Here is a 16,972-nt window from a genome sequence, read left to right as displayed (position 1 = left end):
CTGCGGGGTGGTGCTGAAGTTGCGCTGTCGCGCTGGGGGTGCGCGGGGTGGGGTCAGGCGCGGTGTGGTGCGGGGCCGGTGGAGGCGCGCGGGATCAGCCGCGAGCCGACCTCGGACGGCCGGTCCGGGACGGCTCCGTTGATCGTCTCGACGATCAGGTCGGCGGCCTGGGTGGCCACCGCCTGCGGCGAGATCCGGATCGTGGTGAGCGCGGGGATCGACATCGCCGCCAGCAGCGTGTCGTCGATACCGATCACGCTGACCTCGCCAGGCACGTCCACCCCGGAGCGGGCCAGCTGGTGCAGGACGCCGATCGCGACCAGGTCGTTGTGCGCGAGGATCGCGGTGGCGCCGTTCGCGACCGCCAGGGTCGCGGCGTGCAGCCCGGTCTCGAACCGCGGGTCGTACGGACCGAGCTCGACGACCGAGAGCCCTTGCGCGTCGAAGGTTTCTCTTATCGACTTGCCCCGCAGGTGTTCCGGCCGCGAGCAGTTGACGAACACGCAGCTTGTGTGACCGAGCGCCCGCAGGTGCTCGGCGGCCTGGCTGATCCCGGGGGTCAGCGAGATCCGCAGCTCCGGGATGCCTTCGACGTGCCGGTTGACCAGGACGAGCGGGATCTCCGCCGCCAGCTCACGCAACCGGCCGTCCGACAGGGTCGATGCCCAGAGCACCAGTCCGTCGACCTTCTTGACGATCGCGTCGATCGTCTCCAGCTCGTCGGCCTCGCGCTCGTCGCAGTCCGCGACCAGCAGCGTGTACCCGTGGTTGCGGGCCCGGGCCTGCATCGCCTTGACGATCGGCGGGAAGAACGGGTTGGCGATGTCCGGGACCACCAGTCCGAGCGACTCGGTCCGGCCGCTGCGCAGCGTCCGGGCCGCCGGGTCGGGCCGGTACCCGAGCTGCTGCGCGGCGTCGGTCACCCGCTTCCGGGTGGCCTCCTGGACCTGGTCCGGGGCGGTGAAGACCCGGGACACCGTCGACGGCGAGACACCCGCCAGCTGCGCGACTTCCCTGACCGTGGCGGCCATCCGGAGCTCCTTCTCTCGATCAGCGTTGAAACATGTTTGCAATCGTTCCTGGTTGTGTCAACAGCTCGTTTCGGACAGATCACAACCGCTCTGGCGTTGCGCTGAATTCGTGGGTTACCGTCCTATGACAACGTTCCTGAAACAGAGCAGGGGTCAGATGAAGATCACGGGCTGGGAAGTGCTCACCCTCCCCGACCGGGGCGACGCGATGATGCTTGTCGTGGTCGACACCGACGAGGGCATCCACGGCATCGGCGAGGTCGGCCTGCGGTCCCGGCAGCGCGCCGTGGCCGGCGCGCTCGACCACCTGGGCGCGCTCGTGCTCGGCGAGGACCCGCTGCGCACCGAACACCTGTGGCAGCTGATGTTCCGGTCCGGCTTCTACCCGGCCGACCGGGTCGTCGGGTCCGCGATCGCCGCGATCGACGTCGCGTTGTGGGACATCCGCGGCAAGGCGTACGGCGTTCCGGTCCATCAACTGCTCGGCGGACCGGTCCGCGAGTACGTGCCGTGCTACGTGCACGTCGGCGACGGGATGGCCGACCGGCCGCGGTTCCTCGAGCGCTGTCGCTCGCTGGTGGCCGATGGTTGGCAGCACCTACGGTTCTCGGTACCGCCGGACGGGGACGTGCTGGACGAACGCCGTACCCTGCGGGAATCCGTCAAGCTGTTCCACGAGGTCCGGGACGCGGTCGGCGACGAGATCGAGCTCATCCTCGACGTGCACACCCGCCTAGACCCACCCGAGGCGGTCACCCTGTGCCGCGAGCTCGAGTCGGCGCGCCCGTACTTCGTCGAGGACGCGCTCCGCGCCGAACACCCGGACAGCTACCGGATGCTCCGCGCGCGCACCGGCGTACCGCTGGCGGCCGGCGAACAGTTCGCGTCCAAGTGGGAGTTCGCGCCGCTGATCGAGAACGAGCTGATCGACTACGCCCGCGTCGACATCGCGATCGCCGCCGGCCTCACCGAGGCGCGCAAGATCACCGCCGCCTGCGAAACCCACCACGTCAAACTCGCCACCCACAACCCGCTGGGCCCGGTCACCGCGGCCGCCTCCCTGCACCTCAACCTCACGACGCCGGTCGCCGCGATCCAGGAGCACCAGTCGGATCCCGACTCCACCCTGGCGTCCTACTTCACCCAACGCCCCACCATCACCCCGGGTCGAGTCCTCCCCTCGAACACCCCGGGCCTCGGCGTGGACATCGACCGCGACCGAGCCCGCGCCGTCCCAGCCACCCCCCGCCCTCTCCCCACCTTCCACCGCCCCGACGGCTCGTACACCAACTGGTGAAACGAACGAACCGGCTCCCCCGGTGAAGGGGGAGCCGGTTCGAGGGGTGGATCAGCGGTGCAGGTCGAAGCGGTCGAGCTCCATGACCTTGTGCCAGGCGGCGACGAAGTCCGTCACGAACTTCTGCTTGGCGTCGTCGCTGGCGTAGACCTCGGCGACGGCGCGGAGCTCGGAGTTCGAGCCGAAGACCAGGTCCGCGCGGGTACCGGTCCACTTGACGTCACCGTCGACGGTGGCCTCGAACGTCTCCTGGCTCTCGTCGGTCGCGTGCCACTCGGTGCCGAGGTCGAGCAGGTTCACGAAGAAGTCGTTCGTGAGCGTGCCCGGGTTCTCGGTGAGTACGCCGTACTTCGAACCGTCGTAGTTCGCGCCCAGAACCCGCAGGCCGCCGACCAGCACGGTCAGCTCCGGCGCGCTCAGCGTGAGCAGGTTCGCGCGGTCGAGCAGCAGGTACTCGGCCGGCAGCCGGTTGCCCTTGCCGTAGTAGTTGCGGAACCCGTCCGCGACCGGCTCGAGCGCGGCGAACGAGTCCGCGTCGGTCTGCTCCGCGGTCGCGTCCACCCGGCCGGGCGTGAACGGTACGACGACGTCGTACCCGGCGTTCTTCGCGGCGATCTCGACACCGACACCGCCGGCGAGGACGATCACGTCCGCGAGCGAGACCGGCTTCCCGAACGACTGCTGGATGCCCTCGAGCGTCCGCAGTACCTGCGCGAGCTGGTCGGGGTTGTTGACCTCCCAGCCGGCCTGCGGCTGCAGGCGGATCCGCGCACCGTTGGCGCCACCGCGCTTGTCACTGCCGCGGAACGTCGACGCCGACGCCCACGCGGTCGAGACCAGCTGCGCCACCGACAGCCCGGAGGCGGCGATCGCGGCCTTGAGCGCGGTCACGTCGTCCTCGGTGATCAGCTCGTGGTCGACGGCCGGCAGCGGGTCCTGCCAGATCAGCACCTCGCTCGGGACCTCGGGGCCGAGGTACCGGACGATCGGGCCCATGTCGCGGTGCGTCAGCTTGTACCAGGCCCGCGCGAACGCGTCCGCGAACTCGTCGGGGTTGTCCTTGAAGCGCCGCGAGATCGGCTCGTAGATCGGGTCGAAGCGCAGCGACAGGTCCGTGGTGAGCATCGTCGGCAGCTTCTTCGGGCCGTCGTACGCGTCCGGGATGATCGCCTCGGCGTCCTTGGCGACCCACTGGTGCGCGCCGGCCGGGCTCTTGCTCAGCTCCCACTCGTAGCCGAACAGGATCTCGAAGAAGTCGTTCGACCACTGGGTCGGCTTCGTGGTCCAGGTGACCTCGAGGCCGCTGGTGATCGCGTCCTTGCCCTTGCCGGACTGGTAGCTGCTCTTCCAGCCCAGGCCCTGCTGCTCGATCGGGGCGCCCTCGGGCTCCGCGCCGACGTTCTCCGCCGGGCCGGCACCGTGGGTCTTGCCGAACGTGTGGCCGCCGGCGATCAGCGCGACGGTCTCCTCGTCGTTCATCGCCATCCGGCCGAAGGTCTCGCGGATGTCGCGGGCCGCGGCGACCGGGTCCGGGTTGCCGTTCGGGCCTTCCGGGTTCACGTAGATCAGGCCCATCTGGACCGCGCCGAGCGGGCGCTCCAGGTCGCGGTCGCCGGAGTACCGCTCGTCGCCGAGCCAGGTGGTCTCCGGGCCCCAGTACACGTCGGTCTCCGGCTCCCAGACGTCCTCGCGGCCGCCCGCGAACCCGAACGTCTTGAAGCCCATCGTCTCCAGCGCGACGTTGCCGGTGAGGATCAGCAGGTCGGCCCAGGAGATCTTCTGGCCGTACTTCTTCTTGACCGGCCACAGCAGCCGCCGGGCCTTGTCCAGGTTGCCGTTGTCCGGCCAGCTGTTCAGCGGCGCGAACCGCTGCTGGCCGGCGCCCGCGCCGCCGCGGCCGTCGTGGATCCGGTACGTGCCGGCGCTGTGCCAGGCCATCCGGATCATCAGCGGGCCGTAGTTCCCGAAGTCGGCCGGCCACCAGTCCTGGGACGTGGTCAGCACCTCGGCGATGTCCGCCTTCACCGCGTCCAGGTCCAGGGTCTGGAACTCGGCCGCGTAGTCGAAGTCCTCGCCGAGCGGGTTCGTCACCGGCTGGTTCTTGGCCAGGATCTTCAGGTTCAGCTGCTCGGGCCACCAGCCGCGGTTGGCGTTCCCGCGCGTCGGGTGCACGCCCTGACCGTGGTCGACCGGACAGCCGCCGGTCTCGGCGCCGCGGCTCTCCGCGGTGGCTTCGCCGGGCAGGGGCTCATGGTTCTCGGACATCGGATTCCTTCCAGGACTGGACGTTTTCAAAGGAAGTTCAGGTACGGCGTGAGCAGTCGGCGCAAAGCCCCCAGTAGATGACCTCGGCCTCGTCGATGACGAAACCGTGGTCGTCGGACGCGGTCAGGCAGGGCGCGTGCCCGACCGCACAGTCGACGTCGGCGATCGCGCCGCACGACCGGCAGACGACGTGGTGATGGTTGTCACCCACACGCGACTCGTACCGCGCCACCGAGCCCAGCGGCTGGATCCGCCGGACCAGGCCGGCCGCCGTCAGGACCTGCAGCGAGTCGTACACCGCCTGGTGCGACGTCTGGGGCAGTTCGTTGCGCACGGCACCGATGATCGAGTCGGTGTCGGCATGCGGATGCCCGTACACCGCGGCCAGCACCGCCACCCGCGGCCGCGTCACCCGCAACGAGGCCCCACGCAACAACCCCTGGAGCTCGTCAACCGTCGGCACACCCGCAGTCTTCCGCGTTTTCTGGAATGAGTCAAGATTAGCTGCCGCGTTTCCTATCCCCGGATGTTCTCCAGATCCGCCAGCAGGCTCGGGTGGCGCGGTTGCCAGTTGAGGGTTTGGCGGGTGTGGGTGCTGGATGACGGCTGGTCGGCCGCGAAGATCGGGCCGAGCGGGCCGTAGGTCTCTTGCGGAACGGAGTGGACCGGGAGGTTGAGGCGGCGGCCGATGACGGTGGCGATGTCGCGTACGGCGTCGCCCTCGTCGGCGACCGCGTGCCAGGCGGTGCCGGCGGGCGCGTTCTCGAGGCCCAGGCGGAAGAGCACGGCGGCGTCGAGTGCGTGGACGGCAGGCCACCGCTGGGTGCCGTCACCGGGGTAGCCGGAGACACCGCTCTGGCGCGCGATCTGCGTGAGCAGGCCGGCGAACCCGCCGTCGCCCTGGTTGTGAACGGTACGCGGCAGCCGCACAGCAGCACTCCGCACACCACGCTCAGCCAGCGCCAGAGCCGCCATGACCGAACGGCTCCGCCCTCCGACCGGCCCGTCGGTCGGCAGCGGATCGGCCTCGGTGGACGCACGCCCCGGAACCCACGGCGTACCCGACACTGTCACGAGCGGACGATCACTGCCCACCAATTCCTCCCCCATCGCCGCAAGCGCCGCACCCTCCTCGGCAACCCCCGCCGCCAGCGCCTCCGGACTGCTGAAGTCGTTGCTGAAGGCAAGATGAATCACCCCGTCCACCTTGCCCGCGGCACCCCGCAGTACGTCGAGATCAGCCAGCCCACCCCGCACCGTCTCCGCACCCGCACGCCGCAACGCCGCCTCGGACGAGCCGGACCGCGCGAGCCCCAGCACAGCGTGACCGTGATCGAGCAACTCCCGTACGACGGCCGCGCCGATCAGCCCCGTACCACCTGTAACGAAGACCTGCATAAGACACTCCTCAGTGATGAGACCTTTGTCCCATCACCGTAGCACTGACGGGACAAAGGTCCCATCACCTAGAATGCCCCCATGGCACGATGGCAACCCGGCGCCCGCGACCGCCTCGTCCTGGCCGCGGTGGACCTGTTCGCCGACCAGGGCTACGACGCCACCACGGTCGCCCAGATCGCCGAACGCGCCGGCGTCACCAAGAGCACGTTCTTCCGCCACTTCCCCGACAAACGCGAACTCCTGGTAGCAGGCCAAGAAACCCTCAGCCGCCTCCTCACCGAAGGCATCACCGAGGCCCCCACCACCGCCACGCCCCTGGAAGCAGTAGCAGCCGGCCTGGAACGCGCCGCCAACACCATGGGCCCCCTGAACCGCAAACTGGCCCCGCGCCTCAAAGCAGCCATAGCCGCCAGCACAGAACTCCAAGAACGCGACGCCCTCAAATCAGTAGGCCTAGCCAAATCCATGACCGAAGCACTGGAAGCCAGAGGCGTCCCCACCCCCATCGCCCACCTGGCAGCCGAACTAGGCGTCCTAGCCTTCAAACAAGGCTACGCAACCTGGACATCAACGAACGACGACACAGACCTAGCACCACACACCCTCAAGGCACTAGAAGACCTAAGAACCGCAACCACAGCCCTCACCTAACAACCCACCCCAGCCACAGCAGGCGAGCCCGACAGACCAACCCAGCCACAGCAGCCGAGCGAAGCGAAGGCAAAGGGGGTGCGGGTGGCGGAGCCCCCGCTTGCGGCAAGCGAAGCGCAGCCGCACAACACGACGAAGGCGACCCGGCCTGCGCTTTCCGCAGGCACGAGCCGCCCATCGCCTTCGTGGAGCTGAGGGGATTCGAACCCCTGGCCTCTTCGTTGCGAACGAAGCGCGCTACCAACTGCGCCACAGCCCCGAGCTGGTCACCTGGTTTCCCTGGCGACCGCGAAACTCTAACACGTAGAGGCCCGCGAACTAAAACTGGATATCAGTCACCGACGGCGCGCTTCACCTCGGGCTGTTCGTCGGCCTTCGGGGCGACGGTCTCGGCGACGGCGGGCTTGTCGGCGGGGTCCGTCGTACGGGCGCTGGAGAACACTTCGTCGTCGGTGAGCGAGATGGTCCGGACCGTGCGGTCGGGTGCCTTCTCCTTCATGACGTACGTCGGAAGCGTGACCGGCACCGGGTCCCACAGACCCTCGGACGGCTGCTTGACCTCGGGCTTCGGCGCGGGCTCCGCGGGGAGCTTGACCTCGATCGTCATCTCGTCGTCAGGTGACGGCGCAGGCTTCCCAGCTGGTCCGCGATCGTGCCGGGCCTGGGCGCGGGTACGGCGTTGCGCGGCGGCCTGGGCGCGGGCACGCGCCTGGCGCCGCAGCTGCACCCGGGTGAGTACGACGAACGCGACGATCAGCGAGCCCGGCACCGCGACCGACCACCACGGCACTATTGCCAGGCCGGCGAGCGCGACGACGGACAGCAGCGAAAGGGTCAGGATCGACAGCACCCGCCGGCGGCGCATCGCGGCCACCCGGCGGGCTCGGTTGGGAACGTACCGCTTGGGCGGCGACGGGTCGTCGGCCGCGGTCGATCCGGCCGGGCGTACGACGTACCGCGGCCGGGACGGGTCGCGGGACAGGACGCGCGCCTCGTCGGACGACGGCACGACCGGCTTGCGCCGCGCTTCGTCGCCCCGCTTCAGCCACATCGGGACGAGGTAGGCGGCCCACGCGGCGACAATCGCCACATAGATCAGCCCTGTCGTCCCCATGCGATGACGCTAAGGCGCGGCGGGGGCCAGATGGGGTACGTGAGACGGTGTGTCGCAAGAAGACTCGTGTGACTGATGTGAATAGCACGCAGCGTAGTCATTGCAGTCTGGATACGAGACCGGGTCCGACCTCTTCGGCGTTGAGCGCGAAGATGCGGTGATCGCGCCAGTCGCCGTCGATGTGCAGGAACCGCGGCCGCTCGCCTTCGTACCGGAAGCCGAGCTTCTCCACGACCCGCAGACTTGCCTTGTTCTCGGGGCGGATCGCCACTTCGATCCTATGCAGGCCGAGGGTGAACCAGCAGTGGTCGGCGGCCATCGCGACCGCGGTCGGCACGATGCCGCGGCCGGCGTACTGCTCGTCGACCCAGTAGCCGAGGTTCGCCCAGCGGGCCGATCCGTAGGTGATCCCGGACACCGTGAGCTGTCCGACGAGCGGCCATTTCGCGCGCGCGCCGGCGCCCGCCGCACCGCCGTACGTGATGACGAACGGCAGCATCCGTCCGTACCGCGCCTGCCGGTTCCAGTCGCGGGCCATCGCGCGGAACGTGCGGGCGCCGTCCTCAGCGCCGGGCGGTTGGGTCGCGTCCCACGGCCGCAGCCAACTGACGTTGCGCTGCCGCGCGGCGGCCCATTCGGCACCGTCTCCGGCGCGCAACGGCCGGAGTCCGACCTGTCCGTGCTTCAGCTCGACCGGCCAATGCACGACGGCCATCAGTCGGTGTCCGTCCGCACATGGTCGCCGCCGTGCACCTGCTCGACCGCGTGCCGCAGCAACGGTTCCAGTACGGCGAGGCCGTCCTTCACTCCGCCCCGCGAACCGGGCAGGTTGACGATGACCGTCGTACCCGCGACGCCCGCTAGCCCACGCGAGAGCACAGCCGTCGGTACGCCGTTCGCGACGCCGTACGCCCTGATGGCTTCGGCGATGCCCGGCAGCACCTTCGTCAGCACGGCCGCCGTCTGCTCAGGGGTCTCGTCGGTCGGCGAGATCCCGGTACCGCCTGTCGTCAGCACGACGTCGTACGACGCCTCGACCGCCGCGCGCAACGCCTCGCCCACCGGCGCACCGTCCGGTACGACGTCCGGCCCCGACACGTCGAAGCCCCACTCCGCCAACCGCGACGCGATCAACGGACCGGTGGTGTCGGTGTAGACGCCGGCGGCCGCCCGGTTGGAGACGCTGACGACGAGAGCTCTCACGGCCGCTCCCAGTGCCCGGTCTTGCCGCCTTCTTTGAGCTCCACCCGGACGTCGGACAGCACCGCCGCGGGATCCAGCGCCTTGACCATGTCGATGACGGCCAGGCCCGCGACCGCCACCGCGGTGAGGGCTTCCATCTCGACACCGGTGCGGTCGGTGGTCTTCACCTGCGCACGAATCAGGACGGCGTCGTCCGCGACCTCGAGGTCGACCTTGGCGCCGGTGATCGCGATCGGGTGGCACAGCGGGACCAGGTCCGGCGTCCGCTTCGCGCCCATGATCCCGGCGATCCGCGCGACCCCGAGCGCGTCGCCCTTCGGCACGCCGTCGCCGCGCAGCGCCGTCACCACCTCGGCCGAGACGAGAACCTTGCCGCTGGCAACGGCCCGCCGGACGCTGGTGTCCTTCGCGGACACGTCCACCATCCGCGCGGCGCCGGTCTCGTCGACGTGCGTCAGCCCACCGGCTCCCGGCGTACCGGAACCGGTGGTCGTCGCGCCGGGGTCTTCCGTCATCCGGTCTCCTCGTCCAGCAGCATCAGCTCGATCTGATCGCCGGCCCGGACCGACGTCACGTCCTCGGGCACCACGATCAGTGCGTTCGCGCGGCTCAGCCCGCCGAGCAGGTGCGAGCCGTGCCCGCCGACTGTACTGGCCATCCAGCCCTCGTCGCCCGCGGTGGCCGCAGCGCGGACGAACTGCCGCTTGCCCGCGGGCGAGTTGAACCCGTCCAGCGTCACGCCAGGCACCAGCGCCCGCCGGTACGGCATCTGGCCCATCATCTTGCGCAGCGCCGGCCGGACGAATACCTCGAACGAGATGTATGCCGACACCGGGTTGCCCGGCAGCGTGAAGATCGGCACCTCGTCTTCACCGACCACACCGAACCCCTGCGGCTTGCCCGGCTGCATCGCGACCTGCGGGAAGTCCACGGTGCCGAGCTTGGAGAGCTCCTCCTTCACGATGTCGTAGGCGCCCATGCTGACGCCGCCGGTCGTGATCACCAGGTCGGCCCGCACCAACTGGTCGGACAACGTGTCCATGATCCGCTTCGGGTCGTCGTCGACGATGCCCACGCGATACACCACCGCACCGGCGTCGCGGGCCGCGGCGGCCAGGGTGTAACTGTTCGAGTCGTAGATCTGCCCCTCGCCGAGCCGGCTGCCCGGCTCCCGCAGCTCGGCCCCGGTCGAGATCACCACCACCCGCGGTCGCGGGCGCGCCTTCACCCGCGCCCGCCCGACCGCTGCCAGTACGGCGATCTGTCGCGGGCCGAGGACGGTGTCCCGGTCGAGCACCTGCGCTCCGGCCGTCACGTCCTCCCCCGCGCGCCGCACGGAGGCGCCGACCTGCGGCTGCTGCGTGATGCGGACGGTGACCGTCCCGCCGTCGGTCCACTCGACCGGCACCACACTGTCCGCCCCGCGCGGCATCGGCGCACCGGTCATGATCCTCACGCACGTCCCGGGGGTGACCACGATCGGCTCGCTGCGCCCGGCCCGGAACTCCCCGACCACCGGCAGGCCGATCGGGTTCTCGTCCGAGGCGCCGGCCAGGTCCCGGGCCTGCACGGCGTACCCGTCCATCGCCGAGTTGTCGAACCCGGGCAGGCTCACCCCCGAGACGATGTCCTCGCAGAGCACCAGCCCGACCGCGTCCATCAATGGCTGGTCGAACGCCGGCAGGGCCGTCACCCGTCCGAGTACGACCTCGAGATGCTCATCAACACTCCGTCTCACGAGCTCGACCCTAATCCACGGATCGGCGGTTTCCGGCCTCGGTTCCGCGAGGTTGCGCCAAGAAGTCCGGTCGGGTTCTAGACCGGTTCCGATTCGGGATGGTTGCCCCAGACCATCCGGACGTCGGGCGCGTGTTCCTCGTTGCCCGAGCCGTCAGTACGGCGTACTTCCGCGAACCCGTGCCGCCGGTAGAAGGCCTGCGCGCGCGTGTTGCTCTGGAAGGTCCACAACGCCAGGCCTCCCGGCCGCAGATCCTTCGCGAGGTCGACGAGCGTCGAGCCGATGCCGTGTCCGGCCGCGTCCGGTACGACGTACAACTGGTCGAGGTCGTCGCCGTCGAGGGTGAGGACCGCGACGATCCGGCCGTCGTCGAGCGCCACCCAGGTCTGCCCGTCCGGCAGCAGGACGTCGGCGAACCAGGCGGCCACCTGCTCCGCGGTATGGATCGCCGGCGGCAACTGGGCGCCGTCGGCATGCCGCGACTGCCACCAGACCGCGGCCGCCTCGTCCGTGTCGTACGGCTCCAGCGGCCTGATCAGCAGGTCGTCCAGCACTTGTCCCCCCGAAGTGTTCAGCCGCGCAGTTCGGTCCCGTCCGGGATCACCCGGCGCTCACCGGCCGGCGCCGTCACCTCGACGTCCCCGACCACCACCACATCCTTGCCGAAAGCAACGTCACCGCGCACCTCAAGCCGGTCGGCGCGGACCAGCGACGGCGGCCCGGCCGGGAACCTGGCCTCGAAGTCGGCGAGGATCTTGAAGTACTCGGAGTCCAGGTCGACGTACGGCTCGTCGCCCTCGTGCGTGGTGGTCAGGTCGCCCGCCTCGTCCAGCTCGTACACGTCCGAGCGCAGCACCAGCAGGTCGTTGGTGGTCTTCACCGGCTTGAACCGGCTCCGGTCGACGACCACGGCCTGGGAGCCGTCGAAGGTCTCGATCGCGGTGCCCATCCCGGTCTCCAGCTGGATCACCTTCGGCGACGACGGGTCGGCCGGGTCGACGGTCTTGCGGTTCACGATGATCGGCAGCCCGAGGATCCCGTCGTGCCCGGCCATCAGGTCGGCGAGCCGGTCCAGGTCGATCCACAGGTTGTTGGTGTTGAACGTCCGGTGCCGGGTGATGTCCTGGAAGTACTGCGTGTCCTCGTCGGCCACCTGGGCGCTGTCCCGCAGGATCAGCCGCCCGTCGGACTTCCGGACCGCGACGTGGCCGCCCTTGCGGTCCGACCGGGTCCGCCGGCACACCTCCATCCCGAACGGCACGTCGTGCTCGGCCATCCAGGCCGCGATCCGCGGGTCCGGCGTGGCGCCGAGGTTGTCCGCGTTGGAGATGAACGCGTGCCGGAAACCGTGTTCCCGCAGCGCGTCGAGGGTGCCGGAGGCAACCAGTGCGGTGAACAGGTCCCCGTGCCCGGGCGGGCACCAGGCAAGCTCCGGGTCGGGCTCCCACTCGGCCGGCGTCAGGTCGTCGGCCAGCAGCTTCGGCTCCATGTTCTGCTGGAAGTCGAGCGGCAGGCCGTCCACCCGCAGTCCGTCGTACTCGTCGAGGATCTGCAGCGACTCGGTCTTGGTGCGGAACGAGTTCATCAGCACCAGCGGCAGCGGTACGTCGTACTTGCGCCGGGTGCTCAGGATCTGCCGGGCGATGATGTCGAGGAAGCTCAGCCCGTCCTTGACCGGCAGCGCCGACTTCGGCCCGGTGACGCCCATCGACGTACCCAGGCCGCCGTTGAGCTTGATCACCACCGTCTCGGCCAGCGCGGAACGGAGCGCGTCCGGATCGGTGTCCAGGTGGTCCAGGTGCGGCAGCTCGCCGACCGGTTCGATGTCCTCCTCGCGGATCTTCCCCTGCTGCCCGGACTCCAGCAACCGGTAGTAGTGCGTGAAGACCCGTATCGCGACCTCGGCTGCGCCGGCCGCGCGCATCTTCTCCTGCGCCTGTCTGAGACCCACCTCACCCATGGACCAACCCTAGGGGACGGCCGGTGATCCCAGTGTTGCCCGCGTCACGCTCATACGATCAGAACGTGTTCCAGACGAAGGCCGCGGCGCGGCAGTACTTCCTCGAGGAGCGGGCGCTACGGCCGCACGCCGAGGGGCTGCTGGCGAGTGCGCGACAGGTGCTGCCGGACGTGTACCGGATCGCTCTCTACGTGTCCATGGGGCCTGAGCCGCAGACGGGCGCGCTGATCGACTGGCTGCTCGCTACCAACCGTGAGGTGCTGCTGCCGATCCTGTACGCCGACAACGACCTGGGCTGGGGCGTCGCGCCGGGTGCGGCCGACCTGGTGCCCGGGCGGCTCGGCCTGTCGGAGCCGCCGACCGACCTGGGCTCCGACGCGATCGCCACCGCCGACCTGGTCATCTGCCCCGCCGTAGCGGTCGCCCGGGACGGCGTACGGCTGGGGCGAGGCGGCGGCTCGTACGACCGGGCGCTGGCACGTGTCCGCCCCGGTACGCCGGTGTGGGCCGCCGTGTACGACGCGGAGATCGTGGACACGCTGCCGTACGACCGGCACGACCAACCGGTCGACGCGGCGCTCACCCCGAGTCGTTTGACCCAGCTGCGAAGCTCTGCGGATGACAGGGGCCGCTGAGCTGATGCTCCAGAACTTCGTCGACAGCGGTGTAGTGCCCGGCCTGATCAGTCTGGTCAGCCGGGGCGACGAGACGCGGGTCGAGGTACTCGGGCGGGCGTCGTACGACGGTCCGGAGCTGCGGCGGGACAGCCTGTTCCGGGTCGCCTCGTTCACTAAGCCGATCGTCGCGGCGGCGGCCATGGTCCTGGTCGACGAGCTGCGGCTGTCCATGGACGCCCCGGTTGCCGACGTACTGCCGGAGCTGGCGCAGCCCGTCGTACTGCGGGCGCCGGACGGGCCCCTGGACGACACGGTGCCTGCGGAGCGGCCGATCACGGTGCGGGACCTGCTCACGTTCCGGCTCGGGCTCGGCGAGTCGGACAACGCTGCGCTGCGGCAGCGTGAGGAGGAGCTGGAGCTCCGGACCTTCGGGCCGCCTGTGCCACGGACTCCGCTGGAGCCGGACGAGTGGATGCGGCGCCTCGGGACGCTGCCGCTGCAGTACCAGCCTGGTGAGCGCTGGCTGTACTCGACGGGCTCGCATGTGCTGGGGGTGCTCATCGCTCGGGTGACCGGCCAGCCGCTGGAGGAGTTCCTGCGGGAGCGGATCTTCGAGCCGTTGGGGATGCGCGACACCGGCTTCACCGCAGCGGATCCGGCGCGGCTCACCACGGCGTACGTCGGTGAGGACCCGCTGGACACCGCCTCGGAGAGTCAGTGGCTGACGCCGCCTTCGTTCCCGGACGCGAGTGGTGGTCTCATCTCGACTGTGGACGACTTCCACGCGTTCACGCGGATGCTGCTCGCCGGCGGCGCGGGGGTGCTGTCTCCGGCCGCTGTCGCCGAGATGACGACCGATCAGCTCACGCCGGAGCAGCGGGCGGCAGCTGTCGACTTCTTAGGGCCGGACACCGGGTGGGGCTACGGGGTGTCCGTGGGCGGCGGGCGGTACGGCTGGGCGGGTGGTCTGGGCACCCTGTGGTCGACGGCTCCGGCTGACGGGACCATCTCGATCCTGATGACCCAGCGCGCGATCTGGACCTGGCCCGAGGAGCTGTTCGCCGCCGCACGTACCTGGTGACCTGTCAGCTCCCCGGCTTCGTGAACGTCAGGGCGTGCTTCCTGGTCGCCTCGACGGCGCCCTTCGTGTAGGCCCACTGGAGGGTCTCGCCTTTGACCCAGAGCTCCGTCTGGTCGGTGTAGTTCGACGCGAAGGCGTGGCCGGAGACACCGGTCAGGTTGATCCACCGGGAGTTGTCGAAGTCCGACAGGTCGACGACCATCCGCATCGACGGCGTCGCAGTCACGGCGTACCCCTCGGAAGCGTCCCAGGCCGTCGCGTTGACGATCGACGTACCGCCGCCCAGCTCGTACGGGCCGCGGTTGAAGATCCGCTCGATCACGCCGATCCCCGACGTACCCAGGGTCTGGTTGGTCAGCGTCAGCTTGTGCAGCCGGCCCCACTGCCAGTTCGACGGCTCGCGGGCCATCTTCTGGGTGATCTCGGTCCGCGCGTCGACCAGAGCCTCACGGAGGATGTCGTCGCGGCTCTCGCGCTGCGGCGTCCGGATGTCGTCCCACCAGCCGCTGTTCGGCTGACCGAGCAGCGTGTGGATCACCTCGAACCAGCGGGAGCCGCCGTCCGGCCAGGTGTCCTGCGGGAGCTGGTCGTGGAACGTCAGCGCCAGCAGGTTGCGCCAGACCACGTTGAAGTACGCCGCCGCCGCGGAGTCCGGCGGCTGGGTGAAGTCCCAGTTCCGCAGGGTGTCCTGGCCCTGCTTCTCGAACGCGTCGTCGATGCTGATCTGGAGCAGGTACGGCACCAGCTTCTCGGCGGCCTTGTTCCTGGTGTCCAGCTGGATCGACGCCATCGCGTTCGCGTCCAGCTTCCCGGCGGCCTTGATCCGGTCGAGGATCTGCTGCGACCGGTAGCCGTAGTCCCAGGAGTTGGTCAGGTAATAGGAGTACGTGTTCGGCACCACTGCCTGGTTGGCGGTGACGATGATGCCGCTCGGCGGGTCCAGCTCGGTCGGCAACGCGTCGAACGGGATGTAGCCCTTCCAGGCGTACTTCGGGTCCCAGCCCGGCACCGGCCAGTCACCGCGGCCGGTGGCGCGGATCGGCACCAGGCCCGGCGCCTGGTAGCCGATGTGGCCGTCCGTGTCGGCGTACACCAGGTTCTGCGAGGGCACCTGGAACTGCTGCGCGGCAGCCCGGAACTGGGTCCAGTTCTGGGCGGTGTTGATCGCGAACAGCGCGTCGGCGGTGCGGCCCGGGTTCAGCGCCGTCCATTGCAGCGCGACGCCGTACGCCTGCCGGTACTTCGCCTGCGTGGCCGCCAGCTCGCCGACCTTGCGTTCGTCCTCGCCGACGTCGGAGATCAGCGGTCCGTGCCGGGTCTCGCGGACGGTGATCTTCACCGGCTCGTCCTGGCCGGCCACCTTGAACGTCTCCTCGCGCGTGGTCATCGCGCGCCACTTGTTGTTGTAGAGGACGTTGTTGCCCTCGATGCGCTCCAGGTACAGGTCCTGGACGTCCGGGTCGAGGTTGGTGAAGCCCCAGGAGATTGCGTTGTTGTGGCCGATCACCACACCGGGCAGCCCGGAGAAGCTGAAACCGGAGACGTCGAACGGGCAGGCCTTGCCGACGTTGTTGCAGTGCAGGCCGACCTGCGTCCAGATGCCCGGCATGGTCGCACCCAGGTGCGGGTCGTTGGCCAGCAGCGGCTTGCCGGTGGTGGTGTGGTCGCCGGAGACGACCCAGGAGTTCGAGCCGACGCCGTCGCCCTGGCCGAGCAGCTGCGGCAGGCCCTTGGCCACCTTCTGCACCGAGTCGAGCGACTTCAGCAGGTCTTGTGTGAGCATCCCGCGGCGCAGCTCGGGGCTCACCGGGGCGGTGCTGAACTTGCCGTCCCGGCCGATCGAGGCCGCCGACATGATCGGCTGGTTCCGGTCGTACGGGTACTGCGGGTAGAGGCTCTCGATGTTGCGTGCCGTGTACGTCGCCAGCAGCTTGGTCCGGGTGACTTCCTCATCCAGGTTGCCGCCGAGGTCCCACGCCATCGCCTTCAGCCAGGCCAGCGAGTCGGCCGCCGTCCACGGCTCCGGCCGGTAGTTCTTCGGGCCGCCGGGCTGCAGGGACAGTACGCCGTACTCGAGGCTGAGGCCGGAGCCGCTGTGCTTGGACAGGTATGCGTTGACGCCGCGCGCGTAGTCGTCGAGGTACTGCCTGGTCGTCGGGCTGAGCAGCGGCAGTTCCTTCTCGGCGACCCGGCGCCAGCCGAGCGTCCGGACGAACTTGTCGGTCTCGAGCGCGCTCTTGCCGAACAGCTCACTCAACCGGCCGGCCGTGACGTGCCGGCGGAAGTCCATCTCGAAGAACCGGTCCTGGGCGTGTACGTAGCCCTGCGCCGCGAAGAGGTCGGCCGGGGTGTCGGCGTAGATCTGCGGGATGCCGTTCGCATCCCGGACCACGTTGACGTCGGCGTCCAGACCGTTCAGCTCGATCGTTCCGTCGTACGTCGGGAACGAGTGGCGGACGACGTAGACGACGGTACCGGCGATCACCAGGAGGACCGTGGCGAGGGCGATTCCGCTGATGATGACGACTCGAAGCAGGCGACGCACGGACCAACCGTAGAGAATCACCCCGCCCTCCCCAAATGGGGTCCCTCACAACTTTGCGTTGCTCTGCGT

At 69.5% G+C, this 16,972-nt stretch carries 16 protein-coding genes and 1 tRNA gene; 4 read left to right on the top strand and 13 right to left on the bottom strand.

Annotation, left to right across the window (positions count from 1 at the left end):
* Positions 1-53 precede the first annotated feature (53 nt).
* Positions 54-1,031, bottom strand: coding sequence for a LacI family DNA-binding transcriptional regulator (locus ABN611_RS19220; RefSeq protein ID WP_350281265.1), 978 nt, complete (start codon positions 1,029-1,031; stop codon positions 54-56).
* 157 nt (positions 1,032-1,188) lie between these two features.
* On the opposite strand from ABN611_RS19220, the gene ABN611_RS19215 reads away from it, so the two are divergent.
* On the top strand, positions 1,189-2,328 hold the full coding sequence (locus ABN611_RS19215; protein ID WP_350281264.1) for a mandelate racemase/muconate lactonizing enzyme family protein: 1,140 nt from the start codon (positions 1,189-1,191) through the stop codon (positions 2,326-2,328).
* Positions 2,329-2,379: 51 nt separating this feature from the next.
* On the opposite strand, the gene katG is transcribed toward ABN611_RS19215, so the two are convergent.
* The 3 genes from katG to ABN611_RS19200 are packed head-to-tail and all read right to left on the bottom strand — an operon-like array spanning position 2,380 to position 5,991.
* Positions 2,380-4,593, bottom strand: a complete 2,214-nt coding sequence (katG, locus tag ABN611_RS19210) for a catalase/peroxidase HPI (RefSeq protein ID WP_350281263.1) — start codon at positions 4,591-4,593, stop codon at positions 2,380-2,382.
* A gap of 37 nt (positions 4,594-4,630) precedes the next feature.
* Positions 4,631-5,056, bottom strand: coding sequence for a Fur family transcriptional regulator (locus ABN611_RS19205; protein ID WP_350281262.1), 426 nt, complete (start codon positions 5,054-5,056; stop codon positions 4,631-4,633).
* Between the two features lie 53 nt (positions 5,057-5,109).
* Entirely contained in the window at positions 5,110-5,991 is an 882-nt protein-coding gene (locus ABN611_RS19200) for an SDR family oxidoreductase (RefSeq protein WP_350281261.1), read from the bottom strand.
* 81 nt (positions 5,992-6,072) lie between these two features.
* Between ABN611_RS19200 and ABN611_RS19195 the strand changes: the two genes are divergently transcribed.
* Positions 6,073-6,645, top strand: a complete 573-nt coding sequence (locus tag ABN611_RS19195; RefSeq protein WP_350281260.1) for a helix-turn-helix domain-containing protein — start codon at positions 6,073-6,075, stop codon at positions 6,643-6,645.
* Positions 6,646-6,831: 186 nt separating this feature from the next.
* On the opposite strand, the gene ABN611_RS19190 is transcribed toward ABN611_RS19195, so the two are convergent.
* The 8 genes from ABN611_RS19190 to ABN611_RS19155 form a co-directional block, all read right to left on the bottom strand.
* Positions 6,832-6,904 (bottom strand) — tRNA-Ala (locus ABN611_RS19190).
* A gap of 72 nt (positions 6,905-6,976) precedes the next feature.
* Positions 6,977-7,759, bottom strand: a complete 783-nt coding sequence (locus tag ABN611_RS19185) for a hypothetical protein (protein WP_350281259.1) — start codon at positions 7,757-7,759, stop codon at positions 6,977-6,979.
* A 97-nt stretch (positions 7,760-7,856) separates the two neighbouring features.
* On the bottom strand, positions 7,857-8,474 hold the full coding sequence (locus tag ABN611_RS19180; RefSeq protein WP_350281258.1) for a GNAT family protein: 618 nt from the start codon (positions 8,472-8,474) through the stop codon (positions 7,857-7,859).
* Positions 8,474-8,962: a MogA/MoaB family molybdenum cofactor biosynthesis protein gene (locus ABN611_RS19175; RefSeq protein ID WP_350281257.1), complete on the bottom strand. Its 489-nt coding sequence runs from the start codon at positions 8,960-8,962 to the stop codon at positions 8,474-8,476. Before ABN611_RS19175 ends, ABN611_RS19180 begins: the two co-directional genes overlap by 1 nt.
* Positions 8,959-9,477, bottom strand: a complete 519-nt coding sequence (gene moaC / locus ABN611_RS19170; RefSeq protein WP_350281256.1) for a cyclic pyranopterin monophosphate synthase MoaC — start codon at positions 9,475-9,477, stop codon at positions 8,959-8,961. Before moaC ends, ABN611_RS19175 begins: the two co-directional genes overlap by 4 nt.
* Positions 9,474-10,700: a gephyrin-like molybdotransferase Glp gene (glp, locus tag ABN611_RS19165; protein ID WP_350281255.1), complete on the bottom strand. Its 1,227-nt coding sequence runs from the start codon at positions 10,698-10,700 to the stop codon at positions 9,474-9,476. Before glp ends, moaC begins: the two co-directional genes overlap by 4 nt.
* A gap of 77 nt (positions 10,701-10,777) precedes the next feature.
* Positions 10,778-11,254 carry a GNAT family N-acetyltransferase gene (locus tag ABN611_RS19160; protein WP_350281254.1) on the bottom strand — a complete coding sequence of 159 codons (477 nt, stop codon included), beginning with the start codon at positions 11,252-11,254 and terminating at the stop codon, positions 10,778-10,780.
* A 17-nt stretch (positions 11,255-11,271) separates the two neighbouring features.
* Complete coding sequence (locus tag ABN611_RS19155) at positions 11,272-12,660, bottom strand: UTP--glucose-1-phosphate uridylyltransferase (protein ID WP_350281253.1); 1,389 nt, start codon at positions 12,658-12,660, stop codon at positions 11,272-11,274.
* A gap of 65 nt (positions 12,661-12,725) precedes the next feature.
* On the opposite strand from ABN611_RS19155, the gene ABN611_RS19150 reads away from it, so the two are divergent.
* Together ABN611_RS19150 and ABN611_RS19145 are read left to right on the top strand one after the other, a co-directional pair.
* The gene (locus ABN611_RS19150; protein WP_350281252.1) at positions 12,726-13,295 is read left to right on the top strand and encodes a 5-formyltetrahydrofolate cyclo-ligase; all 570 of its coding nucleotides are present in this window, start codon (positions 12,726-12,728) and stop codon (positions 13,293-13,295) included.
* Entirely contained in the window at positions 13,279-14,358 is a 1,080-nt protein-coding gene (locus ABN611_RS19145) for a serine hydrolase domain-containing protein (protein WP_350281251.1), read from the top strand. The genes ABN611_RS19150 and ABN611_RS19145 overlap by 17 nt, the downstream gene beginning before the upstream one ends.
* A 4-nt stretch (positions 14,359-14,362) precedes the next feature.
* Here the strand turns inward: ABN611_RS19145 and ABN611_RS19140 are convergent, their stop codons facing one another.
* A complete protein-coding gene (locus ABN611_RS19140) occupies positions 14,363-16,903 on the bottom strand; it encodes a penicillin acylase family protein (RefSeq protein WP_350281250.1) in 2,541 nt (846 codons plus the stop codon).
* Positions 16,904-16,972 lie beyond the last annotated feature (69 nt).

It is taken from the genome of Kribbella sp. HUAS MG21, assembly GCF_040254265.1.
Taxonomy (GTDB): domain Bacteria; phylum Actinomycetota; class Actinomycetes; order Propionibacteriales; family Kribbellaceae; genus Kribbella.
Note: the sequence above shows the minus strand (reverse complement) of the source record. Positions and strands in the feature narration are given on the sequence as shown.